The sequence below is a fragment of the Kitasatospora sp. NPDC057595 genome (genome assembly GCF_042800875.1).
Taxonomy (GTDB): domain Bacteria; phylum Actinomycetota; class Actinomycetes; order Streptomycetales; family Streptomycetaceae; genus Kitasatospora.
In genome coordinates, this window is the sequence record NZ_JBHVGL010000005.1 from 39,710 (window position 1) to 63,288 (window position 23,579).

Annotated in this window: 23 protein-coding genes; 8 read left to right on the plus strand and 15 right to left on the minus strand. The window is 75.1% G+C overall.

The window, feature by feature from the left end; genetic code table 11:
- Positions 1-24: 24 nt before the first annotated feature.
- The 3 genes from ACFU9E_RS10425 (at position 25) to ACFU9E_RS10435 (ending at position 2,976) form a co-directional block, all read left to right on the plus strand.
- Positions 25-948: a phytanoyl-CoA dioxygenase family protein gene (locus tag ACFU9E_RS10425; RefSeq protein ID WP_380686718.1), complete on the plus strand. Its 924-nt coding sequence runs from the start codon at positions 25-27 to the stop codon at positions 946-948.
- Positions 945-1,943 carry a thiamine pyrophosphate-dependent dehydrogenase E1 component subunit alpha gene (locus tag ACFU9E_RS10430; protein ID WP_380714901.1) on the plus strand — a complete coding sequence of 333 codons (999 nt, stop codon included), beginning with the start codon at positions 945-947 and terminating at the stop codon, positions 1,941-1,943. The genes ACFU9E_RS10425 and ACFU9E_RS10430 overlap by 4 nt, the downstream gene beginning before the upstream one ends.
- A 73-nt stretch (positions 1,944-2,016) precedes the next feature.
- The gene (locus tag ACFU9E_RS10435) at positions 2,017-2,976 is read left to right on the plus strand and encodes an alpha-ketoacid dehydrogenase subunit beta (RefSeq protein ID WP_380685426.1); all 960 of its coding nucleotides are present in this window, start codon (positions 2,017-2,019) and stop codon (positions 2,974-2,976) included.
- 64 nt (positions 2,977-3,040) lie between these two features.
- Here ACFU9E_RS10435 and ACFU9E_RS10440 read toward each other — a convergent pair whose 3' ends face one another.
- Complete coding sequence (locus ACFU9E_RS10440; protein ID WP_380685428.1) at positions 3,041-4,390, minus strand: acyltransferase; 1,350 nt, start codon at positions 4,388-4,390, stop codon at positions 3,041-3,043.
- 233 nt (positions 4,391-4,623) lie between these two features.
- Here ACFU9E_RS10440 and ACFU9E_RS10445 point away from each other — a divergent pair, with 233 nt between their 5' ends.
- A complete protein-coding gene (locus tag ACFU9E_RS10445; RefSeq protein WP_355367494.1) occupies positions 4,624-5,001 on the plus strand; it encodes a DUF1304 domain-containing protein in 378 nt (125 codons plus the stop codon).
- A gap of 41 nt (positions 5,002-5,042) precedes the next feature.
- Here ACFU9E_RS10445 and ACFU9E_RS10450 read toward each other — a convergent pair whose 3' ends face one another.
- Positions 5,043-6,404 carry a streptophobe family protein gene (locus ACFU9E_RS10450; protein ID WP_380685430.1) on the minus strand — a complete coding sequence of 454 codons (1,362 nt, stop codon included), beginning with the start codon at positions 6,402-6,404 and terminating at the stop codon, positions 5,043-5,045.
- A 434-nt stretch (positions 6,405-6,838) separates the two neighbouring features.
- On the opposite strand from ACFU9E_RS10450, the gene ACFU9E_RS10455 reads away from it, so the two are divergent.
- The gene (locus tag ACFU9E_RS10455) at positions 6,839-7,264 is read left to right on the plus strand and encodes a hypothetical protein (RefSeq protein WP_380685432.1); all 426 of its coding nucleotides are present in this window, start codon (positions 6,839-6,841) and stop codon (positions 7,262-7,264) included.
- A gap of 58 nt (positions 7,265-7,322) precedes the next feature.
- Here the strand turns inward: ACFU9E_RS10455 and ACFU9E_RS10460 are convergent, their stop codons facing one another.
- The gene (locus tag ACFU9E_RS10460) at positions 7,323-7,766 is read right to left on the minus strand and encodes a winged helix-turn-helix transcriptional regulator (RefSeq protein ID WP_380685434.1); all 444 of its coding nucleotides are present in this window, start codon (positions 7,764-7,766) and stop codon (positions 7,323-7,325) included.
- A gap of 171 nt (positions 7,767-7,937) precedes the next feature.
- On the opposite strand from ACFU9E_RS10460, the gene ACFU9E_RS10465 reads away from it, so the two are divergent.
- The gene (locus tag ACFU9E_RS10465; protein ID WP_380685436.1) at positions 7,938-9,209 is read left to right on the plus strand and encodes an MFS transporter; all 1,272 of its coding nucleotides are present in this window, start codon (positions 7,938-7,940) and stop codon (positions 9,207-9,209) included.
- On the opposite strand, the gene ACFU9E_RS10470 is transcribed toward ACFU9E_RS10465, so the two are convergent.
- From ACFU9E_RS10470 to ACFU9E_RS10485, 4 genes are all read right to left on the minus strand, one after another.
- On the minus strand, positions 9,199-10,116 hold the full coding sequence (locus ACFU9E_RS10470) for an endonuclease/exonuclease/phosphatase family protein (RefSeq protein WP_380685438.1): 918 nt from the start codon (positions 10,114-10,116) through the stop codon (positions 9,199-9,201). The two genes, ACFU9E_RS10465 and ACFU9E_RS10470, sit on opposite strands and share 11 nt — an antisense overlap.
- Positions 10,117-10,318: 202 nt before the next feature.
- A complete protein-coding gene (locus tag ACFU9E_RS10475; protein ID WP_380685440.1) occupies positions 10,319-10,855 on the minus strand; it encodes a ricin-type beta-trefoil lectin domain protein in 537 nt (178 codons plus the stop codon).
- A 118-nt stretch (positions 10,856-10,973) separates the two neighbouring features.
- On the minus strand, positions 10,974-12,566 hold the full coding sequence (locus tag ACFU9E_RS10480) for an LCP family protein (protein WP_380714902.1): 1,593 nt from the start codon (positions 12,564-12,566) through the stop codon (positions 10,974-10,976).
- A complete protein-coding gene (locus ACFU9E_RS10485; protein ID WP_380689367.1) occupies positions 12,559-13,365 on the minus strand; it encodes a DUF6542 domain-containing protein in 807 nt (268 codons plus the stop codon). Before ACFU9E_RS10485 ends, ACFU9E_RS10480 begins: the two co-directional genes overlap by 8 nt.
- Positions 13,366-13,549: 184 nt before the next feature.
- Here ACFU9E_RS10485 and ACFU9E_RS10490 point away from each other — a divergent pair, with 184 nt between their 5' ends.
- On the plus strand, positions 13,550-13,744 hold the full coding sequence (locus ACFU9E_RS10490; protein ID WP_380689365.1) for an antitoxin: 195 nt from the start codon (positions 13,550-13,552) through the stop codon (positions 13,742-13,744).
- 67 nt (positions 13,745-13,811) lie between these two features.
- Here the strand turns inward: ACFU9E_RS10490 and galE are convergent, their stop codons facing one another.
- The 3 genes from galE to ACFU9E_RS10505 all read right to left on the minus strand — a co-directional run bounded on the left by galE (position 13,812) and on the right by ACFU9E_RS10505 (position 16,894).
- Entirely contained in the window at positions 13,812-14,831 is a 1,020-nt protein-coding gene (gene galE, locus ACFU9E_RS10495; protein WP_380689363.1) for a UDP-glucose 4-epimerase GalE, read from the minus strand.
- Between the two features lie 719 nt (positions 14,832-15,550).
- The gene (locus ACFU9E_RS10500; RefSeq protein WP_380689171.1) at positions 15,551-16,027 is read right to left on the minus strand and encodes a hypothetical protein; all 477 of its coding nucleotides are present in this window, start codon (positions 16,025-16,027) and stop codon (positions 15,551-15,553) included.
- Positions 16,028-16,114: 87 nt separating this feature from the next.
- The gene (locus ACFU9E_RS10505; RefSeq protein WP_380689173.1) at positions 16,115-16,894 is read right to left on the minus strand and encodes a sigma 54 modulation/S30EA ribosomal C-terminal domain-containing protein; all 780 of its coding nucleotides are present in this window, start codon (positions 16,892-16,894) and stop codon (positions 16,115-16,117) included.
- Between the two features lie 488 nt (positions 16,895-17,382).
- Here ACFU9E_RS10505 and ACFU9E_RS10510 point away from each other — a divergent pair, with 488 nt between their 5' ends.
- Complete coding sequence (locus ACFU9E_RS10510; RefSeq protein WP_380714904.1) at positions 17,383-20,445, plus strand: cytochrome P450; 3,063 nt, start codon at positions 17,383-17,385, stop codon at positions 20,443-20,445.
- Positions 20,446-20,543: 98 nt separating this feature from the next.
- On the opposite strand, the gene ACFU9E_RS10515 is transcribed toward ACFU9E_RS10510, so the two are convergent.
- The 5 genes from ACFU9E_RS10515 to ACFU9E_RS10535 all read right to left on the minus strand — a co-directional run bounded on the left by ACFU9E_RS10515 (position 20,544) and on the right by ACFU9E_RS10535 (position 23,526).
- Positions 20,544-20,705, minus strand: a complete 162-nt coding sequence (locus ACFU9E_RS10515; RefSeq protein WP_380690087.1) for a DUF6126 family protein — start codon at positions 20,703-20,705, stop codon at positions 20,544-20,546.
- Positions 20,706-20,735: 30 nt separating this feature from the next.
- Positions 20,736-21,092 (minus strand): metalloregulator ArsR/SmtB family transcription factor, encoded by a 357-nt coding sequence (locus ACFU9E_RS10520; protein WP_355367536.1) that lies wholly within the window; start codon positions 21,090-21,092, stop codon positions 20,736-20,738.
- A gap of 214 nt (positions 21,093-21,306) precedes the next feature.
- Positions 21,307-21,768, minus strand: a complete 462-nt coding sequence (locus ACFU9E_RS10525; protein ID WP_380685213.1) for a hypothetical protein — start codon at positions 21,766-21,768, stop codon at positions 21,307-21,309.
- Positions 21,769-21,967: 199 nt separating this feature from the next.
- Positions 21,968-22,795: an aminoglycoside adenylyltransferase domain-containing protein gene (locus ACFU9E_RS10530; protein ID WP_380685211.1), complete on the minus strand. Its 828-nt coding sequence runs from the start codon at positions 22,793-22,795 to the stop codon at positions 21,968-21,970.
- Positions 22,796-22,956: 161 nt separating this feature from the next.
- Positions 22,957-23,526 (minus strand): GNAT family N-acetyltransferase, encoded by a 570-nt coding sequence (locus tag ACFU9E_RS10535; RefSeq protein ID WP_380685209.1) that lies wholly within the window; start codon positions 23,524-23,526, stop codon positions 22,957-22,959.
- Between the last annotated feature and the right edge of the window lie 53 nt (positions 23,527-23,579).

Below are 23,579 nucleotides of genomic sequence, written 5' to 3' on the forward strand. Positions count from 1 at the left end.
ACCACCACAGGAGGCCCGTCCCCCATGACCACCGCGCCCGCCGCACCCGAGTTCCACCTCACCGAGGCCGAACGCGCCCTGCTGCCCACCCCCGAGGAGGTGGCCGGCTACCTGGAGCACGGCTGGTACCTGTCCCGCAAGCTGTTCAGCGACGAGGAGCTGGACACCCTGCAGGCCGCCACCGAGCGCTACTACGAGGGCCACCGCGACCGCGCCCTGTCGGTCCGCCCGCCCCGGCTGGCCTCCTGGGAGCCGGCGCACGGCCCGGTCCAGCGCCACAACGACTACGTGCACTACGAGAGCGACGCGATCGGCGCGATCCTGCGCAAGCCGCTGCTGGGCGCCGTCGCCGCGCTGCTCGCGGAGGCCGAGGAAGTGCGGATCTTCCAGGCCACCCTCATCTACAAGCCCCCGGTGCCGGGCGAGCCCAGCAACCAGGTGCCGTGGCACTTCGACAAGCACTACTGGCAGACGTCGAGCTCGGACCGGATGCTCACGGCGTTCCTGCCGTTCCACGACTGCGCCGAGGAGAACGGCACCATCACCATGGTGGACGGCAGTCACCGCTGGAAGGAGCTGCCCTCCGAGGAGGACTCCACCCGGCACTTCGCCGACCGCGACAACTCCGAGCTGGACGCGATCCTGGACGCCAACGCGGCGTACAACGGGACCGAGGTCCGCAAGGTCCCGATGACCATCCCTCGCGGCCACGTCAGCTTCCACCACTGCCGCACCTACCACGGCAGCGGACCCAACCTGGCCGCCTATCCGCGCCGCGCCGTCTCGCTGCACCTCCAGGACGGCGCCAACGCCTACCGGCGCGCCACCCGCCCGGACGGCGGGACGGTCGTCTACAACCACGACGTCCTGGTGCGCAGCACCGCCGACGGTCACCCCGACTACGCCGACCCGGAGTTCTGCCCGACGGTGTGGCGGGGCGCCCGGTGACGACCACGGCACCCGCCGTCGCCGCACTCGACACGCCCGAGCGGCGGTACCGGATGCTGCGGCTGATCCGGTCCTTCGAGGAACGGGCGCTCGACCTGGTGAGGTCCGGGGTGATCACCGGCGGCATCCACCCGTACATCGGGCAGGAGGCCGTCGCGGTCGGCGTCTGCGCCGCGCTCCGGGCCGGCGACCGGCTCGCCTCCACCCACCGCGGGCACGGCCACGTGCTGGCCCGCGGTCTCGACCCGGCCCGGCTGCTGGCCGAACTGGCCGGGCGCACCGGCGGCTCCAACCGAGGCCGGGGCGGCTCGATGCACGCCGCCGACCTGCGGCTGGGCATCCTCGGCGCCAACGGCATCGTCGGCGCCGGCGCGCCGATCGCGGTCGGCGCCGCCTGGGCCGACCGGCAGGCGGGCTCGGACGCGGTGGCGGTCGCGTTCTTCGGCGACGGCGCGCTCAACCAGGGTGTGTTGCTGGAGTCGCTCAACCTGGCCGCGATGTGGCGGCTGCCGGTGCTCTTCGTCTGCGAGAACAACGGTTACGCCACCACCCTGCCCGCCGGAACCGCGGTGGCGGGCAGCGCGACCGGGCGGGCCGCCGCCTTCGGCATCCCCGCCGCCGAGGTCGACGGCATGGACACCGAGGCGGTCCGGGCCGCCGCCGAGCAGGCCGTCGCCCGGGCGAGGGCCGGCGGCGGTCCCGGCTTCCTGGAGTGCCGCACCTACCGCTTCGAGGGCCACCACACCATGGAACGGCGGATGAAACTGCACTACCGCACGCCCGAGGAGGTGGCCGCCTGGCGCGAGCGCGACCCGCTCCCCCGGGCCGCCGCCGCGATCGGCGCCGACCGCGCCGCCGCCCTGGACGCCGAGGTGGCCGCCGCGATCGTGGCCGCCGAGGAGTTCGCGCTCGCCTCGCCGCACCCGGACCCGGCCGGCGCCACCGACCACCTGTACGCCTCCGGGCTGCGGCCCCGGGCGGGGGCGGTGACATGAGCGGGCGAAGCAGGCGAATCATCAGAAGGTGCGGATGGGCGCATGCCCCTGCCGGGCGAAGCGGGGCGGCGGCATGAGACTCTCGTACACCAAGGCGCTCAACCGGGCGCTGGCCGACGAGCTGGCCGACGATCCGGCGGTCTGCGTGTTCGGCGAGGACATCGGTGCCGGGATGGCCGGGCCCACGCTCGGTCTGCTGGACCGGTTCGGGCCGGAGCGGATCGTCGACACCCCGCTCTCCGAGCAGGCGTTCACCGCGATGGCGCTCGGCGCGGCACTGGCCGGGCGGCGGCCGGTGCTGGAGTTCCAGATCCCCTCGCTGCTGTTCCTGGTCTTCGAGCAACTCGTCAACCAGGCGCACAAGTTCTCGCTGATGACCGGCGGTCAGGCGGGCGTCCCGCTCACCTGTCTGGTCCCCGGCTCGGGCTCCCGGGACGGCTGGGCGGGCCAGCACTCCGACCACCCGTACAGCCTCTTCGCGCACGCCGGGATGAAGACCGTCGTCCCGGCCACGCCGACCGACGCCTACGGGCTGCTCCGCTCGGCGATCCGGGACCCGGACCCGGTGGTGGTCTTCGCCCCGGCCGCCGCGCTGCCGGTCCGCGAGACCGTCACCTGGGAGCTGGCGCCGATCCCGCTCGGCACCGCCCGGGTGCACCGCAGCGGCACGGACGTCACCCTGGTCGCCGTCGGGCACCTGGTGCACGACGCGCTGGCGGTGGCCGAGGAACTCGCCGGGGAGATCTCGGTCGAGGTGCTCGACCCGCGCACGCTGTACCCGTTCGACTGGGCCGCGCTGGGCGCCTCGCTGGAGCGCACCGGGCGGCTGGTGGTGATCGACGACTCCAACCGCAGCTGCGGGATCGGCGCCGAGGTGCTGGCCACCGCCGCCGAGGAGTTCCGGCTCACCGCCCCGCCGCGCCGGGTCACCCGGCCGGACGGCGCGGTGCTGCCGTTCGCCCCCGTGCTCGACCGGGCGCTGCAGCCGGACCGGGAGCAGCTGCGACACGCACTGCGCGCCGTCATGAAATGACGTTTCATCAATCGTGTTCCAGGGGGCGGTCCTTGTGGCCGCCCCCTGTCGTCCGGTCCGGGACTCAGAGCACCTTGGGCACGTCCGCCAGCAGGGCCGGCAGCTCGTCGGACGGGTCGCGGTAGCGGTGCAGCAGCGCCCGTCCCTCCGTCCCGCGCAGCCGCGCGGCCAGCCGGGCCGGGAGCACCGCCGTGGTCAGCAGTCCGGTGCCGCCGAAGCCCTCGACGGCCCAGCAGACCCACGGCAGCGGGTAGTTGGCGGCGGGGCTGAAGAAGACCGGTCGCTGGCCCTGGAAGGTCGCGTCATAGAGGCCGAAGCGGCTCCAGTTGGAGAAGCTGATCCGGCGCCGCGCCGGGTCGAAGCCGATCGGCACGCAGGAGCCCAGTCCGGGGCGGCCCAGCTCGGCCAGGAAGCGCAGATTGGCACGCAGGTTGAGGTGGCCATCGGCGTACCCCAGGACGGCGGTGCGCAGCGCCCCGGCGAGGGCCGCCGGGCCCTCTTCGGGGGTGTACGGCAGGTGGATGTCGCCGAGCAGGTTGCCGACCAGGGCGTCCGACAGGCCGAGCGGGCGCCGGGCGTTGACCGGGACGGTGAGCCAGCGGGTCTCCCGGTCGCCGTCCAACTCCCGCAGAGTGTGCACGACATGGGCGCAGACCGCGTCGCCGGAGGAGACCCAGCGGCCGGCCACGGCGCCGAACTCCTCGCGCATCCGGGCCGTCTCGGCATCACCGAAGTACATCTGGACGGTCCGGTTGGCGCGCGGACCGGCCGCCACCTCGCGGTCCAGCACGGCGCGCTCGGCCGGCCCGGGGACCCGGAATCCGGGCCGGCCGCAGTCCTCGGCGGGCAGCACCTGGTCGAGCAAGGCGTCCTGGTCCTCGACGAGTTCGGCCGCCGGGAGCTCCTCGCCCTCGACCGCCGCCGACCAGGCGCGCAGCAGCAGCGCGAAGCTGTGCAGGTCGCCGACGGCGTGGTGCCAGGAGCAGCCGAGCACGGTGCCGCCGTCACCGGTGCGGGTCACCCGGACGGCGAGCAGCGGTCCGCCGCCGGTGCGGGCGGCCCGGGCGTCCAGCGGGTCGACGTGCAGCGCGCCGGGCGCGGTGACCCGCCCCATGGACTCGGCGAGCGTGCCGTCGACGCGGTAACTCACCATCGGGACACCGGAGTCGTCGCAGACCGCCTCCAACACCCCGTCGACGGTGCGCAGTCGGCCGGCGAAGACCGGGACGCGCTCCAGCGCCCGGGCCAGGCCGGCGGCTAGGCGGTCCTCGTCCAGCGCGCGCTCGAAGAAGAGGACGACCGAGACGGCGAGGTCGGCGAGCATGGTGTCGGCCAGACCGCAGCGGACCACCGTTCCCGGGGCGGTGCCCGCTCTGACCGTACGGGTGTCGCGCAACTTCGGCCAGACGCTCATCGATTCATCCCGGGGCGGTCGAGTGAGTCGTGCGGAATGCCCCGGACGACCGTGCAGATCTCTCCGAACGATAGGGCAGGCTCCCGGCAGTGATCCAGTGGTCCAGTCCAATTCCGTGGTATCGGACCGGACGGACGGTACGGAACTCCGGGCGGACGGCATGAGGACGGCGGCCGGACCGGGTGCGGACTAGAATGATCCGCAGCCGATCGACCCGCGCGCAGGAGTTCCGGATGAACGCCGTCAGCCAGGTGTTCGCGCTGATCGCCGCCGCCGTCCACCTCGTGGTGTGGCCGCTGGAGAGCTTCCTCTACGGCCACCCGAGGGTCCGTCGGCTGCTCACCGCCTCCACCTCCGACGCCCCCCAGGTCCGTCTCTGGCGGGTCAACGTCGGCTTCTACAACCTCTTCCTCGCCCTCGGCCTGGTCGCCGGACTGGTCGCACTGCACCGCGGCGAGCCCGTGGTCGGCCGCACCCTGATCACCTACCTCAGCGCCTTCATGATCGCGGCCGGCACCACCCTCGTCGTCTCCGAGCCCCGGCTCTGGCCGGGTGCCCTCGGTCAGGCGCTCCCCCCGGCCGTCGTCCTGCTGGCCGAGGCCGCGAGCTGACGGCCGCCCAGCCGGCCGCCCGGCCGCGCGCCCGCCCCGGGCTACCCGGTCTCGCCGCGACGGGGGAGGCGGGTGGCGGCGAGCGCGCCGAGGGCACCGGCCAGCAGGCCCCAGCCGGCGGCCAGCGGGACCAGCGTCCACAGCTGGGGGTCGAGGGTGAGGGTGCCCCCGGCAAGGGCGGCGGCGGGCCCGGCCGGGCCGGCGGCCGGGCCGAGGACGGAGCTCAGCAGGTTCCCCAGGCCGCCCTCGCCGAGCCCGACGCCGAGCACCGAGAGGCCGTAGTCGGCGGAGACCCTGGTCCAGACGCCGACCAGCAGCACGGTGACGGCGGCGGCCACCGCCAGCCGCACGGCGTGCTGCCAGAGGCGAACCCCGCGCGGTGAGCGGTGGGCGGCCAGCACCCCGGCCGCGAGCATCAGGACGGCGGCCAGCGGGAGCAGCCACCAGGCCCGGCCGTCCTGCTCGGCGAGCGTGCCGAGGCTCACCGTGCCGCCCCCGCCCTCGCCGGTGCGCAGCACGGCGGCCAGCGGTTTGGGCACCGGCAGCCCGACCGCCCCGACCAGGTGGCCGTGCCACTCTCCGCCGAGGCCGACGCCGAAGGCCATCCAGACCAGGTTGGGCAGGGCGAGCAGCGCGACGGCGGCGACCTGCCGGGCGTCACCGTGCACGACCGCCGTGCCGATCGCGGCCGCCACCCCGAGCAGCACATAGCCGAGCAGCACCAGCAGCATCGCGAACGCGGCCGGGCGGACGGCCTGCTGGAAGGGCAGCAGGGAGCGCGGCAGCGGCGCCCGGCGGGAGACGGCGAAGGTCGCGGCGAGCACGACGAGCAGCCAGAGCAGCCCGAGCCCGAGGGTGCCGGCGGGCTCCGCGTAGAAGCCCACCTCGGGGTGGAGGCCGAGGGCACCGCCGAGCTGTTCGGCCAGGCCGTCGCCGAGCGTCACCGTGAAGGTGTGCCGGGCGACGGCGCAGAGCAGCGCCAGCGCGACCAGCCAGACCACCGCCGTCCGGGCGGCGCGGCCGAGCAGTTCACGGCCGCCGGCCACCGCGCGGTAGCGCAGTTGGCTCAGGAACACCTCGGCCACGGCGAGCGCGCCGGCCAGGCCGACGGAGAGCGGCATCGCGGTGATCCCGGCGTCGACCGAGGCGAAGAAGCCGGCGCCGCCGTCGAGCTCGACCGATCCGCCGACGGCGAGCGCGAGCGTGGCGGCGAGCACGAACGGGAAGGCCCCGCCGGGAAGCGCGTCGGCGCCGGCCGCCCAGAGGCCGAGTGCGGCCACCACCAGCATCGCGGCGAGGCCGGCCACGACGACGGCCACCGCGTCCAGCCAGTCGTGCAGGGCGCCGGGCGGTCCGGCCGCCGCCGCGCCGGGCGGCGGGCTCGAACGGGCCTGCTGCTGCATGCGGGCCTCCCTGTCGGGGTCGGTTTCCCCCACGCGTCCGTTCCCGGCCCCGCCCCCTCGCCTGGCACCAGGGTGGCCCAAGCCGCGCCGCCCCGCCCGGGCAGCGCGGCGCGCGCACGGCCGGGCGGACGACGCAACACCCCGGGTGGCGCACCGGTCGCCGGGCGGGTGCCGGGCGGGTGCCGGGCGGGCTGCTGTTGCGACCGGCGGGGAGCGGGGGGAGAAATGGATGCGAGTGGCAGGAACCCGCTGCGCCGGCCGGACGGACCGGTCGTCCGTCCGCGGGACCCGGGCCCGGCGCCGTTCACCCCATCGGGCGAATGCCGGCCGCGCCACCCGTGCCACCCCTGCCACCGCGCCGAAGACCTCCGCCGAAGAGCCCGCGGCAGCCGCCGGACCCACCGGCCGAGCCGATCCGAACAGTGGGAGGACCCATGCTCCGCTCTCGCCCCAAGCGCTCGGCCCTCGGCGCCGCCGGCGCTCTCACCGCCCTGCTGACGGCCTTCGCCGGCACCGCCCCGGCCCAGGCCGCGCCCGCCGCCGTCTCGCCGACCGTCTCACCGGCGGCCCCCTCCGGGCACGTCCCGGCCAACAGCGACTACCAGTGCGCCCCGGGCAACCTCTGCACCCTGGTCTGGGACCCCACGACCGGCGACTACAAGATCTTCTACCTCTACACCTGCGCCCGGTACAGCCTCAGCGGCTGGAGCGGCCACGGGTTCTACGCCGACAACCAGACCAGCGGCACGAGGTCCTCCTTCTACGACGCGAACGGCCGTGTCCTGAAGTCCTTCACCGCCGACGGGGGCGCCAACCACACCCAGGACTGGACGCCCGTGCGGTCGATCCGGAACTGCTGACACCCCCCGGCCACCAGCGCCCCGCCCACGACTCCGGTGGGCGGGGCGCGGCGCGCGGTCAGGGCAGCAGCACCTCGGCGTCGTCCGGCCCGAGCACCCGGCCGTCGGCCGCCCGGACCTCCACCCGGGCGACCGGCGCACCGGCGGCCCGGTCGACCAGGCGGGCGCGCGGCTCGTCGTCGGTGAAGAAGTACTGCTCGCCCCACTGGCGCAGCGCGGTGACGACGGGAAAGAGCGCCCGCCCCTTCTCGGTGAGCACGTACTCCTGGTACGGGCTGCCGTCGGCGGCCGGGGCGAGTGCGAAGACGCCGTTGGCGACCAGGGTGGCGAGGCGGGCGGAGAGGATGTTCTTCGCCAGGCCGAGGTTCTTCTGGAACTGCCCGAAGCGGCGCAGCCCGTCGAAGGCGTCACGGACGATCAGCAGCGTCCAGCCGTCGCCGAGGACGTCCAGCGGCCGGGCGACCGGGCAGGCCGAGTCCTCGTGCGAGGTGCGTTTCGGCACGCGCCCCCTCCTCTCACCTGCGGTCCCGCGCTCCGGCGGGGCCGGTTTCACCGTGCAACCCTACCGTGCCGCTTCCCGACGAGGCTGGTGGTTGCTTAAAGAAACCTCCCCGTGCGAGGGTGGCGCGGTAGCACTTTGAAACCACTTTGCCGTGCGAAGGAGCCCTCGCCCGTGCCTGTCCCCGTGGCCCCGTCCGCCAGTACCACCCACACCCCCGCCACCACCGCCCATCGGCTCTCCCCTGCCGTCGCCTGGCTGTTCTCCGTGGCGAGCGGCCTGGCCGTCGCCAACGTCTACTACTCCCAGCCGCTGCTCGACCTCATCGGCGACGACCTCGGCATCGGCCGCGCCACCGTCGGCCTGGTCGGCACCCTCACCCAGATCGGGTACGCCGTCGGCCTGGTGCTCCTCGTCCCGCTCGGCGACCACCTCGACCGCCGACTGCTGACCACCGCCCAGCTCGGCCTCTCCGTGGTGGCGCTCGGCGCCGTGGCCGTCGCCCCCTCGGCCCCGCTGATGCTGCTCGCCACGGCGGCGGTCGGGGTGCTCGCCGTGGTGGCGCAGGTGATGGTCGCCCACGCGGCCTCGCTCGCCGACCCCGCCGACCGGGGCCGGGTGGTCGGCACCGTCACCAGCGGCATCGTGGTCGGCATCCTGCTCGCCCGGACCGTCGCCGGAACCATCGGCGACCTCGCCGGCTGGCGCGCCGTCTACGTCGTCTCCGCCGCCGCGACGGCCGCCATGGCCGTCCTCCTCGCCACCGTCGTCCCGGCCGAGGCGCGCCGCCGGCCGGAACGGATCCGCTACCCACGGCTGGTCGGCTCGGTGTTCACGCTGTTCGCCCGGGAACCAGTGCTCCGGATCCGGGCCGGGCTCGCGCTGCTGATCTTCACCGCCGTCACCGTGCTGCTCACCCCGATGGTGCTGGCGCTGGCCGCCCCGCCGTTCGGGCTCAGCCACACCGTGATCGGGCTCTTCGGCCTGGCCGGCGCCGCGGGCGCGCTCGGCGCCGGGCGCGCCGGACGGCAGGCCGACCTGGGGCGGGCGCGGCGCACCCTGGCGATCGGGCTCATCGCGATGCTCGCCGGCTGGCCGATCGCCGCGCTGCTGCCGCACTCGGTGTGGTGGCTGGTGCTCGCCACGGTGGTGATCGACTACGGCCTGCAGTCGGTGCACGTGGTCAACCAGCACCTGCTCTACCAGGTCCGCCCCGAGGCGCAGAGCCGGATGACCGCCGGCTACATGCTGCTCTACTCCGCCGGCAGCGCCCTCGGCGCGATCCTCTCCACCGTGGCCTACGAGCGGGGCGGCTGGACGGCGGTCTGCCTGCTGGGCGCCGGCGTCAGCCTGCTCGCGCTCGCCTTCTGGTGGGTCACCGACCGCAGTGCCTCCGCGCACGGCGCCGACGACCGGGACGCGGCCGGGAGCGCCGTCAGCCCGTGACCGCCAGCTCGGCGACCACCGCGCGGTGGTCGGTGCCGCGCACCGTGTGCTCGGCCACCGACACCGCGCGCAGCGCCTCCCCGTGCAGCACGTGGTCGATCTGGATCAGCGGCCGGAGACCGGAGAAGTAGGTGTTGGACTCCGGCCAGGTCGGCGCGACGCCACGCCCGAGCTCGGCGTGGCTGTCCGTGAGGCCGGTGTCGAGCAGGTCCCGCATCGGCGTGTGGTCGAGCGTCGCGTTGAAGTCCCCCAGCAGGACGGCGTTGCGGGTGGCTCCGCTCACCGCCGCCCGCAGCCCGTCGAAGTCCTCCGCCCAGCGCCGGGCGTCGCCCATCGGGTAGTAGGTGTGCACGGCCGTCAGCCGGACGGTGCGCCCGCCGACCGCCACCTCGGCCGCGATCTGGTCCCGCGCCGCCTCCGGGGCCGAGCCGTCCAGCGGGGTCAGCGGCAGCCGGGAGTAGATCGCGGTGTCCCGGCCCGGCCGCGCCTCCCGGTACGGCAGCACCTCGGCGATCCCCGCCCGGTCCAGCCGGTCGGCGGCCCCGGGGCCGAACTCCTCCACCGCGAGCACGTCGACCCGCTGCTCGCGCACCAGCCGGACCAGTGCGTCCGCGTCGGCCCGGCTCAGGTAGGCGTTGCTGGTCGCGACCCGCAGCCGCGGTGCGTCGGCCGCCGGGGCGCCGCCGCCGTCCGGGACCAACCTCGGTACCAGCCAGACGAGTTGCACCGCCACCAGGACTCCGGCCACCGCGGCCGGCCACCACGACCGCAGGGCCAGCAGCACACCGAGCGCGACCAGACCGGCGAGCGCCGCGTACGGCAGCCCGACCACGGCCATCGCGAGCCACGTCCCGTCGTCCCACCCGCCGAGGCGGACCGCCGTCAGCGCGGCCTCCACGGCCGCCACGACCCCGCAGGTCCCCACCAACACCCGTCGCAGCCACAGCCGCCAACCCGCCCGCGCCACCCGGTCTCCCCCGTCCGCCACTCCGGCCCCACGCCCGCCCTCCGGTCCCAGGACGCCCCGACCCGCGTCCCGGTTCCCCCCGTACGGACGAGAGCGCCGCGCCCGGGGCGGCTTCCGACGGTCCCGGGCACGGCGGGGTGCATCAGGCGAGGGCCAGACTGATCTGGTCGTTGAAGACCACCCAGTGCTGGCCGGGGTCCGTGGTGTCGCACGGCTTCGTCGAGATCTTCGGGGTGCCCCAGCTGTTGGCGAGGCAGTAGGCCGGGGCGAAGGTGAGCGAGATCTGCTGGCCCGACACGGTCCAGTACTGCCCCTGGTCACCGGGGTTGCACGGCTTGGTCGAGACGTCGGGGGCGTTCCAGGTGTTGGCGAGACAGTAGGCCCGCGCGTTGGTGAGCGAGATCTGCTCGCCCGAGACGGTCCAGTGCTGGCCCTGGTCACCGGAGTTGCACGGCTTGACGGAGGTGGTCGGGGTGTTCCAGGTGTTGGCGAGGCAGTAGACGCCCGGGGTGCGCTGGGCCGCCTGGGCGGTTCCGGCGACCCCGACCTCCGCGGCGGGCAGGAAGGCGGCCGTCAGGGCCAGCGTGGTAACGGCGAGCGTCTTGCGGATGGCGATGGCCATGAAGTGGATTCCGTTCTCGCGGTGACCGGCCGTGCGGTGCGGTGCACGCACGGCCATGAGTTACTTCTCCGCCTGGGCCCGAGCGCATGGACATTGGTAGCACCGATCACCGCTCAACTGCTGCAGCTGGGCTGAGCGTTCATCCGAACGGGCCGTACCGGCCGGCCGTCGCGCCTCAGTCCACGCAGGGGATGCCGCCCGCCTTGACCGCCGGGCCCTGCATGGGCGGCTCGGGGGTCGGGTCGTCGGTCGGCGCGGCCGTACCGGCGGAGGTGGACGGCGCGGGCGTACGGGCGGCGGCGAGGGTGACGACGACGTGGCCGGACGGGACCGCGGAGGAGGCGGTGGCGGTGGTGCCGTAGCGGGCCGCGACCTGCTCGGCGTCGGCCTTGGCCCCCGTGCCGTAGGCGACCGTCGTCGCCTTCGCCCGCCCGGCGGCGGCCGTCTCGGTCGCCTTGCCCGCCGGGTAGCCGAGTTCGGCCAGCGCCTTGGACTCCGCGGCGGCCGCCTCCGCGCTCGCGCCGCGGACGTCCACGACGGCCCGCGCCTTGCCCGGTGCGGCGGACGGCCCGGTGGCGGACGGCCCGGTGGCGGCAGGCGCTGCGGCGGACGGTTCGGCCGGCGCGGTGGACGCCGCCGCCGGCGCGGCCGCGTCGGGCGCGGCCGGCGGCGGCTCGTGCCCGAACACCTGCTTCACGATGCGCTTGATCTGGTCCGGGTCGACCGTGTTGACCTCCTGGCCGCCGATCGTCTTGAACCCGGTGATCGGCAGCGTGTTGAACTCGACGTTGCCGCCGGTCAGGTTGGGCGCCTGCTGGGCGAAGTCGAGCACGTTCCACTGGTCGTCGATCACCACGTCCTTCTTCACCACGTCGAACAGCCGCTGGAGCTGGCCGAAGTCGCTGACCACGCCCTGCTGCTTGAGCTTGTACACGACCGAGGAGATGAAGGCCTGCTGGCGGTGGGTCCGGTCCAGGTCGCCGTTCTTCAGGTGGTGTCGCTGGCGGACGAAGGACAGCGCCTGCCGGGCGTCGAGCGAGCTGACGCCCGCCGGGAGCTTGAGCCCGGTGCCGCCGCCCTCGTGGGTCGCCGTCCGGGCCACGATCGGGTCGTCGACCGGATTGTTGAGGCAGACCTGGATCGGCTCGACGGCCTTGGCGATGTCGTAGAAGCCGATCAGGTTCACCTCCGCGAAGTGGTCGATCGGGATGTCCAGGAAGGCCTGCACGGTCTGCAGGGTCGCGGCCCGGCCGGCCTCGCGGCTCTGCCGCTCCAGCTCGGACTTGGACAGCCCCTTGCCGCCCAGCTTCTGCTCGGCGGCCTCCTTGGCGATCCCGTAGGCCTCCTTGATCTTGTGCATCTTCCCGTCCGCGCCGACGGTCTGCACGTAGTCGTCGCGCGGGACGGACAGCGCCGTCACCTTGCCGCCGTTGGCCGGTATGTGCAGGACGATCAGCGCGTTGGTGTTGTAACCGCCGATCTCGCTGGAGCCGGCGTGCAGCTCGTCCTCGACGAACTCCTTGGGGAGGTCGTTGCCGTCCATGTCCTTGCGGCTGTCGAGGCCGATCAGCAGCAGGTTGACGGACTTGTCGAGGTGCGCCGGCGCGTTCTTCCTCGCCTCGGTGAGCGCGGCCGACTTGACCATGCCGCCGTCCAGTTGGCGGTACTCGTACCAGGTGAAGCCGCTGGCGCCGAGGACGGCCACCGAGACGGTGCCGGCGAGGACGCGGCCGGCGACGGTGAGCGGCCTGGTGCGGGACTCAGCCACGGTGGCTCCTCCGGGTGGGGGTCGGGGTCCGGACGGTCCGGGGCCCGCCGGTCGCGGTGTCGGGCGTCGCGGAGTCGTTCTCCGCGGCACCCTCCTTCGTGGCGCCGTCCGTCGCGGTGCCGTCCTTCGCCGTGCCGCCCGTCGCGGAGTCGGACGTCGCCGGTGCGCGGGTTCCGGCGGCCCGGCGGCGGTCGGCGGACCGCCGGCCCCGGCGGGTGCGCCGGTCGAGGACCACCCGCACCGCGACGACCAGCAACGCGACCGCCACCGCCCACGCCATCACCGGGAAGGCGCCGACCACCCAGCGCACCGCCGCCGAGGCGAGCGCCTTGCCCTGGAGGCCGTCGCGGTCGGCGAGGTAGGCGGTGCCGGCCCGGGCGGCCAGGACCACGGGCGGCGCGGCCATGACGACCCACCAGCGCCCGGCCCGGCCGCAGAGCGCCGCCGCGACGCCGGAACCGAGCACGGCGCCGGCCGCGAACAGCGCGCCGCCGCCCGACCCGGTCAGTTCACCGGCCACCGCGCCGGCCGGCGGCAGCCCGAGCGCGGCGAGCAGCACCGGCAGCGCGCCGCCGGACCGCCGGGCCCCGGCACGGCGGTCGGCCGTACGGCGGTCGCCCGTGCCCCGGTCGCCCGCCCTTCGACCATCCGTGCTCCGGTCGCCCGCCCGGCGATCGCGGCCGGCCGCCCGGCGCGGGGTCGCCCGGCGCTCGGCGGCACGGCGCGGGGCCGGCACGGGGGCCGCGCCGGAACGCGGTCCGGCCTCCCGCTCCGAGGTTCTCGCTCGTTGCCCTGCCATGCCCCACACCCCTTCCGCGGTACCCGCCAGCGAACTTCTACAATGCTGTAGAACAAGCCAGGAGCATACAAACCCACCCCCGCAAAGTCATCCCGCCAGGCCCCCGCCGCGGGGAAACGCCAGCTCAGGCCGGGTCGGCGGCGGCTAGGATGGCCGCGAACGCCGGACGAACAGAAGGACCATCATGTTCGAGAACCTCAAGAACCTCGCCGACAAGGCCACCGACCTCGCCCGCGAGCACAGCGGCGCCATCTCCCAGGGCCTGGACAAGGTCGCCGACGTCATCGACGACAAGACCGACGGCAAGTACAGCGGCCAGATAGACACCGCCGCCGACAAGGCCAAGGACTTCATCAACGGTCTCGACGAGTCCAAGTAACGCCGGCACCGCGCCCCGGCCCGGGCCGGTCGAACGCGGACCTGGCCGGGCCGGGGCCGGGCGAGGATCAGACGGTGGCGGCCAGGCGGGCCGACCAGCGGGCCCGCCAGGCGAGCGCGTCCACGACACCCTCGGCGATGCTCCGGCGCGCCGTCCAGCCGAGCAGGTCGCGCGCGGCCGTCACGTCGCTGTAGCAGCCGAGGACGTCGCCGGGCCGCGGTTCGGCCTCCCGGACGTCCAGCTTCGCACCGACCGCCTGTTCGAAGGCGGTCACCAGCTCGCGCACGGTGGTGCCGTCACCGGTCCCGATGTTGACGACCCGGTAGCGCTCCTCCCCGGCGGCCCCGACCACCTCGTCGAACCGGAGCAGCGCGGCGACATGGGCCTCGGCGACGTCCTGGACGTGGATGTAGTCGCGGATGCCCGAGCCGTCCCGGGTCTCCCAGGCGACCCCGGTGATGGTGAACGGCGTGCCGTTGGTGTGCGCCTCGATCAACTTGCCCAGCGCGTGGGTCGGCCGGAGGTCCTGCAGCCCGGTGCGCAGCTGCGGGTCGGCGCCGATCGGATTGAAGTACCGCAGCGCGATGACCCGCGTCCCATCGGCCCCGTCACCGCGCGTCCAGTCCTGGAGCACCTGCTCCATCATCTGCTTGGTGCGCGCGTAGGGACTGTTCGCCTCGACCGGACAGGACTCGTCGACCCGGCCGGTCGGCGTGGGCCGGTAGATCGAGGCGGAACTGCTGAAGACCACCCGGGTGCAGCCGTTGCGCTGGAGCGACTCCAGCAGGTCGACGGTCTTGCCGACGTTCTCGCGGTAGTAGAAGAGCGGCCGGGCGACCGATTCGGGGACGACGATCCGCGCGGCGCAGTGCAGGGCGGCGTCGATGTCGGGGTGTTCGGCGAAGATCCGGTCGACCAGCTCCGGATCCGCGATGTCCCCCTGGTAGAACACCCGGCCCTCGACGAACTCGGCCCGGCCCCGGGAGAGGTCGTCGAGGACGACCGGGGTGATGCCCGCGTCCAGCAGGGCCGACGCCACGGTGCTGCCGATGTAGCCGGCTCCGCCGGTGATCAGTACCTTGCGCACGGTCGGACGCTCCTTGCCTCGGGCGGGCACCCGGTGGCGCCCGTCGGGGTGGGGACGTCCGGTTCGCACGCGACGGTTCCCGGCCTTCCGGAGAACGAACGTTCGGCACCCGTGCGGCGGCTCGACGGCGTGGCCGGTGGCGCGCGCCGGGCGTGCGCGCCCCCATGGGGGCGCGCGGCCACACCGGCGGGGGCGCGCGCCGGACGATGCGGCTACCGAGCGCGGGGCGGACAATCCGCGGCAGCGCCGGGCCTGGGAGCGGCCCGACGGCCACCGCGCACAAAGCGGCGCCGGGGAGCGTACCCGGGGGGTGTACGCTCCCCGGCAGGGGGTGGTGGCGGCCACCGCACCGGTCGTCCGGGGGTCCGGACACCGGTTGCCGTGACCGGAATGCTAGACCTGCGCGCAGGTCGTGACCAGAGCTCTGACCAGCTAAATTCCCGTCCAGGACATGCCACTTGACCCCCAGGAACCGCTCCGGCCCCGCCCGGCCCGACGGTCCGTCGACCATCGGGCGGACGCCCGTCCGGCCCGCACCGGGCGACGGAGCGCCGAGGCACGACGAGCGCTCGGCCGCCCCCGGCACGCCTCCCCACGCGCCCTTGAGCGCCCGGGTGCCCCCCGGAACCGGCTCGCGCGGAGCGGCCGGATCCGGACGGTCGGCGAAAGCACCGTCCGTCACACCCCGCCCGCCCGCACCCCGTTCGCCCGGGCTCGGCTCAGGCCGCGACGTCGAGCCGCTGGACCGCGAGGCGGCCGGCGCCGTGCCGGTGCAGCCCGGCGAGGCCCGCGGCGAGCCGCCCCGGATCCCCGGTCAGCCAGAACCGCAGTGCGGCGGCCAGCGCCGCGCTCGCCGGGCCGATCCGCAGCCCGCTGACGGCGGCGATCCGCTCACCGACCAGCGGGAGCAGGTCCGCCACCGGGGCCGGCAGCCAGAGGGTCACCGCGCACGGGGCGGGCCGGGCCAGCACGCGCAGCAGCCGCGAGACGCCCGGGTCCCCGGCGACGGCGGGCAGCACCCGCCCGGCCGGCGGCACGGACAGCACCGGCAGGACGTGCAGGCCGGGGATGACGTCCAGCAGACCGTCCACGACCACGTCCGACACGTCGGTGCCGTGGCCGCGCGCGAGTTCGCGCAGCAGGGCCCGCTCGGCGGCCGTGATCCTGACGGTCAGCATGACTTCTTCGCAGTCCATGGTCCCAGTTCCCGTCGAGAGCGTGAAGGTGTGCTCGTCCGTTGTCGGTCGTGTACCGGTCAGCCCGTGCCGATCATTACCTGCCCGTCAGTGGGCTCCCGCTATCGGCGTGATCAAGCCATAGTGGCCGTCGTAGCGGCGGTAGAGCACCCGGCCACGGCCGTCGCCGGGATCGGCGTGGAAGACGAACGGCCAGCAGGTGAGCCAGAGTTGGCGGGTGGCTTCGGCCGGCTCCAGCCGGGGCGCCGGGTCCGGGCTCTCGGTGACCGACGGCCACCGACCGCCCGGCCGGGCCGTGGAGTGCGCCCGGACCAGCCGGAACCCGCCGCCGCCGGGCCTGCGGTGGACCAGGCTGTCCTGGCCGGTCAGCGCGTCCGAGAAGAGGTGGAAGCGGTAGTCCAGCGCCAGCATCTCGCGGACCGCCTGCTCGGGCGTGCGGCGGGCCAGTCGCACGGACTTGTGCCGGACGATCCGCCGGTCGGCGAGCGGGCGCGCCGCGTACTGCGGCCGCCAGGAGCTCTCGTACGCCGAGGCGAGCCCTATGTCGCCCAGCTCGCGCAGTCGCGCGGCGCGCCCGGCGAGCGTGCCGAGCGCCAGGTCGACCGCCTCGCGCACCGCCACGGTGGCCAGTTCCACCCGCACCCGTCCGGCGCCCTCCAGCTCCACCGAGGCCTGCGCGACGGCGGGCCTGGTGACCGACCGGTCGCGCGGCCGGGTGAGCCGCAGCCGGGCGGCGTGCGCGTCCGGCCCGAGGTCCGTGATCAGCGCCAGCGACCGGGCCCGGGCGTACTCGGCGTCCTCCCGGGGCAGTTCGCCCCGGATCTCCACGCGGACGTCGAGTGCCGGCCGGTGGCGCAGACGGGTCATCAGAGGGTCCTCCTTCGTTCTGCACCATGCTGGACCGGTGCGCACCGTCCCGCCGAGGGCCGAAAGGCCCTGCCTGCCAGGCAGGACGGCCCCGACGGGCGGCCGCGCCGGCACCCGGGCCGGCGTCCGCGTCGGCACCCGCGCGGGGTGGCGTGCGGGGTGGCGCGACCGGCTCCGCGGACCGCGTCCGACGGCGCGCCCCCATCGGGACGCACCGCGCACATCTTGAGGACACTCCACCGATGGAGTGATCCATCCGGGTCCGGCGCAACGCTCGCGGGACCGGCGCGTTTCCCATGGCGTGCGCCCTCTGTCCGTGGCGCGCGCGGGGGTCTGCGTCAACAGGCTTCCGAATCCCGGCTGTCGCGGCGGCGGCTCCGGTGGTACCGCAGCAGCGCCGGGCCGGTCGACCGGTCCGACACCCGGCCGGACACACCGGTCCGTCCCACCGGTCCGTCCCCCCGGTCCATCTGGTGAGAGGTGATGTCATGATCCTGACGAACGAGACCCGCAGACCGCCTGCCCCGCCCAGAACCCCCTCGGCGGAGAGCCGCGCGGCCGTCCCCCCGCTCGCCCCCGGCGCCGTGCCCGGCCTCGGCCACGCCCCCGCGCTGCTGCGCGACCCGCTCGGCTTCCTCGGCTCGCTCTCCCGGCACGGCGAGGTGGTCCGGATCCGGCTCGGACCGCGCACGGTCTGCGTGGTCACCGACGCCGCCCTGGTCCACACCCTGCTGGTGGCGCTCGCCCACGACTGCCCGCGCGGCGCCGTCCAGGACACCCTCAAGACCGCCTTCGGCGACGGCCTGCTGATGTCCGAGGGCCGCGCCCACCGCGACCGCCGCCGGATCATCCAGCCCGCCTTCGGGGCGGACCGGATGGCCGAGTACGTCGCCGTGATGCACCGGGTCACCGAGGAGCGGGCCGGGCGCTGGCGCCCCGGCGAGGTGCTCGACGTGGGCAAGGAGATGAACCACCTCGCACTGGAGATCGTCACCCGGGCGCTCTTCGACGCCCGGCTGAGCGAGGACGCCACGCTCGCCTTCCACCGGGCCCTGCCCGACATGGTGAAGGGCCAGATCGTCCAGTCGCTCTACCCCCACCGCTCCCTCGCCCGGCTGCCGCTGCCGGTCAACCGGCGTTTCGACGCGGCCGTGCGGGTGCTCAACCAGGTCGTCGACCAGGCCGTCAACGGCACCGCGCCCGGCGACCCGTTCGAGGACGCCTTCGAGAGCGCGTTCGGCGCCGCGCCGGACGGCGGCTGCCCGGTGACCGGCCCCGGCGGCCGGCGTGGCGCCTCGCTGCCCGCGCTGCTGCGCGCCGCCGTCGACCCCGCGACCGGACGGCCGCTCACCGAGGCGGACGTCCGCTCCGAGGCGATCACCATGTTCGGCGCCGGCACCGAGACCGTCTCCACCACGCTCACCTGGCTGATCGACGAGCTGATCCGGCACCCCCGGGTCGAGGCCCGCGTACTGGCCGAGCTGGACGAGCACCTCCCGGCCGGCACCGTGCCCACCCCCGAGGCGCTCGCCCGTCTGGGCTACACCCGCGCGGTCACCCAGGAGGTCGTCCGGCTGCACGCGCCGAACGCCTTCCTGATGCGCACCGCGCGCGAACCGGTCGAGCTGGGCCGGTACCGCATCCCGGCCGGCACCGAACTGCTCTACAGCCTCACCGCGATCCACCGCGACCCCGCCCTGTACCCGGAGCCGCTCCGCTTCCGCCCCGGCCGCTGGTACGGCGACGGCCGGGCGCCGGGCGCGGCCGGCGGCGGGGGTGCGGTCCGGCAGGCGTTCCTGCCGTTCGGGGCCGGCAAGCACAAGTGCATCGGCGAGGCCTTCGCCTGGGCCGAGCTGACCGTGGCCGCCGCCGCCATCCTGCGCCGCTGGCGCCCGACGGCCGTCCCCGGCTCCCGGGCCCGCGAGGTGGTGTGGACCACCGTCCAGGCCCAGGGCCTGCGCGTGCGGCTCGCCGCGCGCGGCGGACGCGCGCCGCACGCCCCCGGCCCGCGCCGCACGCCGTCGGCCGGCCTCGACGACACGCCCGCCCAAAGGATCCCGATCATCGGGCCCCGCCGACCCGAGCCCGACCCCCGCCGGCCCGAGTCCGCTCCGCGCGGCCCACGAGGCGCGGGCGGCCCGCTGGGCCCGGCCGGCCCGCGACCGGGCGAGGGCTGTCCGGTGGGCGCCGCCGGTCCGGCCGCCCCCGGCGGAGCGGCCGTCCCGGTCGAACCGCTGCGGCCCCCGGGCTCGGCGGGGCCCCGACGCTCCGCCGTGCTCCCCGCCCAGTCCTCCCTCGCCACCCGCCGGTCCGCGGCCACCGAACGCGCGCACGCGAAGGCACCGCAGACCGCCGCCCGGCCGGCCGAGCACAGCGCCTCGCGCACCGGCTCCCCGCGTCCCGGCGGCGCCCCCCGGAGCGTCACGGCCCTCCCCGTGTGCCCGGCCACCTACCTGGGCCCGCTCACCACCCTCGTGCCGGTCACCACGCTGGGACCGCCCGCGATCGTCCGGCAGGTCACCACGGCCGGGCGGCTCGCCGTCGCCCCCCGGCCCGTGCCACCGGTCCGCACCGAGGCACGGCCCTTCCCGGCCGCCCCCCCGGCCGCCCGGCGCGCGCCCCACGCGCTGCGCCCGCAGGACGAGCCGCGCGCGCCGGGCGAACTGCACGCCGCCGAGGCCCGGCACAGCGCATGGGCGCTCGCCCACGGCCTGCTCGCCCCGGAGGACCTCGCCCGCTACCACACCTACGCGCTGCCCGAGCTGATCGGCCACTCGTACCCCCGCGCCCGCGACACCGAGCTGGACCTGCTGATCGACATCCTCGGCTGGTTCACCATCCTCGACGACCGCTTCGACGGCCCGCCCGGCCGCGACCCCGTCGAGGCCCGAGCGATCGTCGAGCCGCTGCTCGCCGTCCTCGCCGGGCGGCCCGTCCCCACCGGCACCTCCCAGCCCCATCTGCTGGACGCCTGGCGGGAGTTGTGGCAGCGCCAGAGCGCCCCCATGCCGCCCGGCTGGCGCCGGCGCGCCGCCGTCGAGTGGCGGTCGTGCCTGGAGACCTTCCTCGCCGAGACCGCCCACCGGGCCGCCCGCACCCAGCCCGACCTCGCCGAGACGGTGCGACTGCGCCGCCATGCGAGCTGCCTCTACCCGTTCATGGACATACTGGAGCACGTCCACGGCGGCGAGGCACCGGCCGGACTGCACGCGGACCCCGCGCTGCACCGCCTGCGCGCCAACACCGCCGACGCGGCGACGCTGATCAACGACCTCTACTCGGCGGACCGCGAGGAACGCCAGAACGTCGCGGCCTTCAACACCGTGCTCACCCTGCAGCGGATCCGCGGCTGCACCCGCAGCCGGGCCGCCCGCGCGGTCGGCGCCAGGATCGCCCGGCTGACGGCCCAGAGCGAGGAGCTGCGCCGCAGTCTGCAGGTGCGGCACCCGGCGGGCGGGTGGTACCTCGACGGCACCCGGGAACTGGTCGAGGGCGTCTACGCCTGGACCAGCACCAGCCGCCGCTACACCGGGGAGGACACCGCGCACTGATCCCGGTCGGCGGCCGCCCGGCCGCACCGGACCGGTCCCGGCCGCCACCCGGCCGGGACCGCCCGGAGGGGCCCGGGCCGGGCCTCAGGGCGTCCCGGTCACTTCCGGCCGCCGAGGGCGAACAGCAGCAGGACGAACCCCGCGAACAGGTGGGTGGCGAAGATGTAGATGCCCGCCCGGATCAGCATGGCCTTGCGCCGCGCCTTCTCCTCCCGGGTGGCGGTGTCCTCCCGCCGCTGCTCGCCGGTGTTCTCACTCATGGCCGGGCACTCCTTCGCTCGACGGGCCGGTCATCGGTTGCCCGCGGGCGAGGCCCCGGCCTGCGGCGCCCGCAGCTCGGTGAGCAGCGTGCCCTGGTCGGTGATCAGCTCGGTCAGGATCCGCCGTGCGGCGCGCAGCAGTTCGGCGACGTCCGGCGTGCTCAGGGCGTAGACGACGGTGTTGCCCTCGCGGGTCGCCGTGACCAGCTGGGTGCGGCGCAGCACCGCGAGCTGCTGGGAGAGGTTCGAGGGCTCGATCTCGATCGCGGCCAGCAGCTCGCGCACCGGGCGCGGTCCGTCCTGGAGCAGCTCCAGGACCCGGATGCGCACCGGGTGCCCGAGCGTCCGGAAGAACTCCGCCTTCGCCTGGTACAGCGGGACCGGCATCGTCCGTCTCTCCCTGCTCGTCGCCGGATGGGGTCCGGACGGGCCGTGGATCGGCCTGCTCGGCGGGAAGCATCTTCGCCGCAGATGAAGATTTCTTCAAGTCGTCACGGTCGGCCGGCCGCACGGGGGGAAGGGACGGGCGGAAACAGGACGGGCCCGGGGTGACTCGCACCCCGGGCCCGCCCACCCCCGTCAGTCCGCTAGGACCGCGTCATCAGCCGGGCACCACGACGTCGATGGTCACCGGAGCCGGGGACCACGGGAAGGTGGCGGCGCTGAAGCTGCCGTGCACGGTCGAGCCGGCCGGCACGGTGCTGGTCAGGCCGGGAACCTTGATGGTGCTGCCGGCGAAGTGGGCCGGGCCGCTGACCGTGCCGAGCGAGGCGCCACCGACGATGTTGCCGGAGGTGCTGGTGATCAGGTCGATGCTCGGCGGCCACGGGGTGCCCGGGCTCGGCGGGCCGGCCAGGCTGACCTCGCCGTACAGCTTGATGCTGTCGCCGGTGATCTCCGCGCACACCCGGGTCGACAGGCCGGCCTGCAGGCCGGAGGCGCCGCAGGTCACGGTGGTGCCGGTGGTGGTGGTCTGGGCCGCGTTCGCCTGGGCCGGGACGGCCAGCAGGGCCGCCGCGCCGGCGATGCCGGCCGCGGTCAGGGTGAGTCGGTTCATCCGCATGATTCCGCTCCTCCGCTTTCTTCTCTTCGTTCTCATGGGCATCTCAGTGCCACATGTGACATGTCACATGTGGCATGTCGAAACTCTGACAGCTGAATCGAATGCCGAAAAGGGCGAAGATCCAAACAGTTGATGATCAGACTGGAAACTGGCCTTGGATGGCGTGATCAAGGGCCTTGACCAGTGCCGATGTCTCCCGCTAGTCCCCGAGCGGCAGCCGGTCCGCCCCCAGCCACCGGGCGCTCTCGATCGCCATGTCCATGAACGCGAGCGCCTCGGCCCGCCGGACGAACGGGTTCGGGTAGTGCGAGCGTCCCCGCCCGCCGGCGCGGATCCGCAGGCACTCGTCCACGATCCGGTGCCACCGCTCGTCGAACACCGCCCGGGCGTACTCGCCGGCGCCGCGCTTGGAGGCGATCCGCCCGGTGGCCAGCGTGTAGTGCAGCCGGCTCACCCCGAGCACGCCCCAGACCGGCCCCGACCCGTTGAGGCAGGCCAGCCCCGGGCGCGACGCCAACCGGGAGGAGCGCCGCCACCACGGACGCCAGTACTCCTCCAGGTTGGCGACCGTCCAGCCGGCGAGCTCCTCCGGGTTGGTGTCGATCATCAGTTCCTGGGCCCGCGGCCCGCACAGCGTGACGCCGTGCCGCGCCAGCGTGTGCCAGAGCACCGGCGTGCGGTCCGAGGCGACCCGGTGCCGGACCGTCCCCCCGAACACCTGCGGACCCGGTGGCGCCTGCGCGGGCGAGCCCGCCAGCTCGTCCCAGGTGAGGTAGGGCCCGTCGAAGGCCGGGCGCGGATGGCGCACCGCGAGCAGGGCGTGCGCGCGTTCCAGCGCGCCGAGCTGCTCCGCCGTGACCGGATCCGCGGTCACGGCCACGAAGTCGATGTCGCTCCGTGCCGGGTGGAAGTCGTCCAGGGCCGTCGAACCGACCACGTACAGGCCCTCGACCAGCCCGGGCGCGGCGGCGTCGACCAGGGCCAGGTAGGCGTCGGCGATCTCGTGTACGAGAGGGTGCACAGTCACGGCGGAAAGCCTGCCATCAGGATGACCCTCCGTGTCCGCTCGTTTCCGCTGAGGATCGGCGCGTGTTGATCGCTCGTGCACCCTCTTCGCGCCACCCTCGCCCCTTTTCGCGCCACCTCCGCGCCACCCTTGCCGGCCTCCGTCACCCGGGCCGCCCCGCGTCAGCGTGTGGCGGCACCGGCCAGGGCGAGCTCGTAGCGGCTGTGCCGGATGACGGGCCGCTCGGCCGCGGGTCCGCCCGGGGCGCCCGCCACCTGCACGTCCCCGCGATGGGCGAAGCCGCGCGACTCGTAGTAGGCGCGCAGCCGCGCGTTCGTCGCCACGCAGTCCAGCCGCAGGAAGCCCGCCCCGCGCGCCCGCGCGGCATCGGCGGCCCAGTCGAGCACGTGCCCGCCGAGCCCGGCCGCCCAGCGGCGCACGGCCAGACGGTGCACGTAGCCGGCCGCACCGGCGGCGTCCGCCCACAGCGGGTCCGCCCAGTCCAAGGTGACCGTCCCGGCCACCCGGCCCCGACCGGCAGGCTCGTCCCCGGGGCCGACGACCGCCAGCCAGGTCTCCCCGCGGGAGAGCGCTCCCGCGATCCGGGCGGCCTCGAAGCGTGCGGGCCACTGTGCGATCCCGCGCGAGCCGAGCCATCCGGCCGCATCGTCCAGGACCTCCAGCACCTCGGCCGTGCGGTCGGGTCCGGCCGGTTCGAGGACCACCTGTGCGCGATTCCAGTCCATTGCCATGGCACGCATGATCGCAGGCGAGCGCGGGCCGCCGGAGGTCGGGCGCCCCGGGA

Excerpts from the sequence above, each read along its gene's own strand:
- ACFU9E_RS10440 (WP_380685428.1), bottom strand. The coding sequence starts at position 4,390 with ATGAGCGTCTGGCCGAAGTTGCGCGACACCCGTACGGTCAGAGCGGGC.
- ACFU9E_RS10425 (WP_380686718.1), top strand. The coding sequence starts at position 25 with ATGACCACCGCGCCCGCCGCACCCGAGTTCCACCTCACCGAGGCCGAA.
- ACFU9E_RS10535 (WP_380685209.1), bottom strand. The coding sequence starts at position 23,526 with ATGGCAATGGACTGGAATCGCGCACAGGTGGTCCTCGAACCGGCCGGA.
- ACFU9E_RS10490 (WP_380689365.1), top strand. The coding sequence starts at position 13,550 with ATGTTCGAGAACCTCAAGAACCTCGCCGACAAGGCCACCGACCTCGCC.
- ACFU9E_RS10445 (WP_355367494.1), top strand. The coding sequence starts at position 4,624 with ATGAACGCCGTCAGCCAGGTGTTCGCGCTGATCGCCGCCGCCGTCCAC.
- ACFU9E_RS10505 (WP_380689173.1), bottom strand. The coding sequence starts at position 16,894 with ATGACCCGTCTGCGCCACCGGCCGGCACTCGACGTCCGCGTGGAGATC.
- ACFU9E_RS10510 (WP_380714904.1), top strand. The coding sequence starts at position 17,383 with ATGATCCTGACGAACGAGACCCGCAGACCGCCTGCCCCGCCCAGAACC.
- ACFU9E_RS10485 (WP_380689367.1), bottom strand. The coding sequence starts at position 13,365 with ATGGCAGGGCAACGAGCGAGAACCTCGGAGCGGGAGGCCGGACCGCGT.
- ACFU9E_RS10450 (WP_380685430.1), bottom strand. The coding sequence starts at position 6,404 with ATGCAGCAGCAGGCCCGTTCGAGCCCGCCGCCCGGCGCGGCGGCGGCC.
- ACFU9E_RS10500 (WP_380689171.1), bottom strand. The coding sequence starts at position 16,027 with ATGGACTGCGAAGAAGTCATGCTGACCGTCAGGATCACGGCCGCCGAG.
- ACFU9E_RS10475 (WP_380685440.1), bottom strand. The coding sequence starts at position 10,855 with ATGGCCGTGCGTGCACCGCACCGCACGGCCGGTCACCGCGAGAACGGA.
- ACFU9E_RS10515 (WP_380690087.1), bottom strand. The coding sequence starts at position 20,705 with ATGAGTGAGAACACCGGCGAGCAGCGGCGGGAGGACACCGCCACCCGG.
- ACFU9E_RS10435 (WP_380685426.1), top strand. The coding sequence starts at position 2,017 with ATGAGACTCTCGTACACCAAGGCGCTCAACCGGGCGCTGGCCGACGAG.
- ACFU9E_RS10455 (WP_380685432.1), top strand. The coding sequence starts at position 6,839 with ATGCTCCGCTCTCGCCCCAAGCGCTCGGCCCTCGGCGCCGCCGGCGCT.
- ACFU9E_RS10520 (WP_355367536.1), bottom strand. The coding sequence starts at position 21,092 with ATGCCGGTCCCGCTGTACCAGGCGAAGGCGGAGTTCTTCCGGACGCTC.
- ACFU9E_RS10525 (WP_380685213.1), bottom strand. The coding sequence starts at position 21,768 with ATGCGGATGAACCGACTCACCCTGACCGCGGCCGGCATCGCCGGCGCG.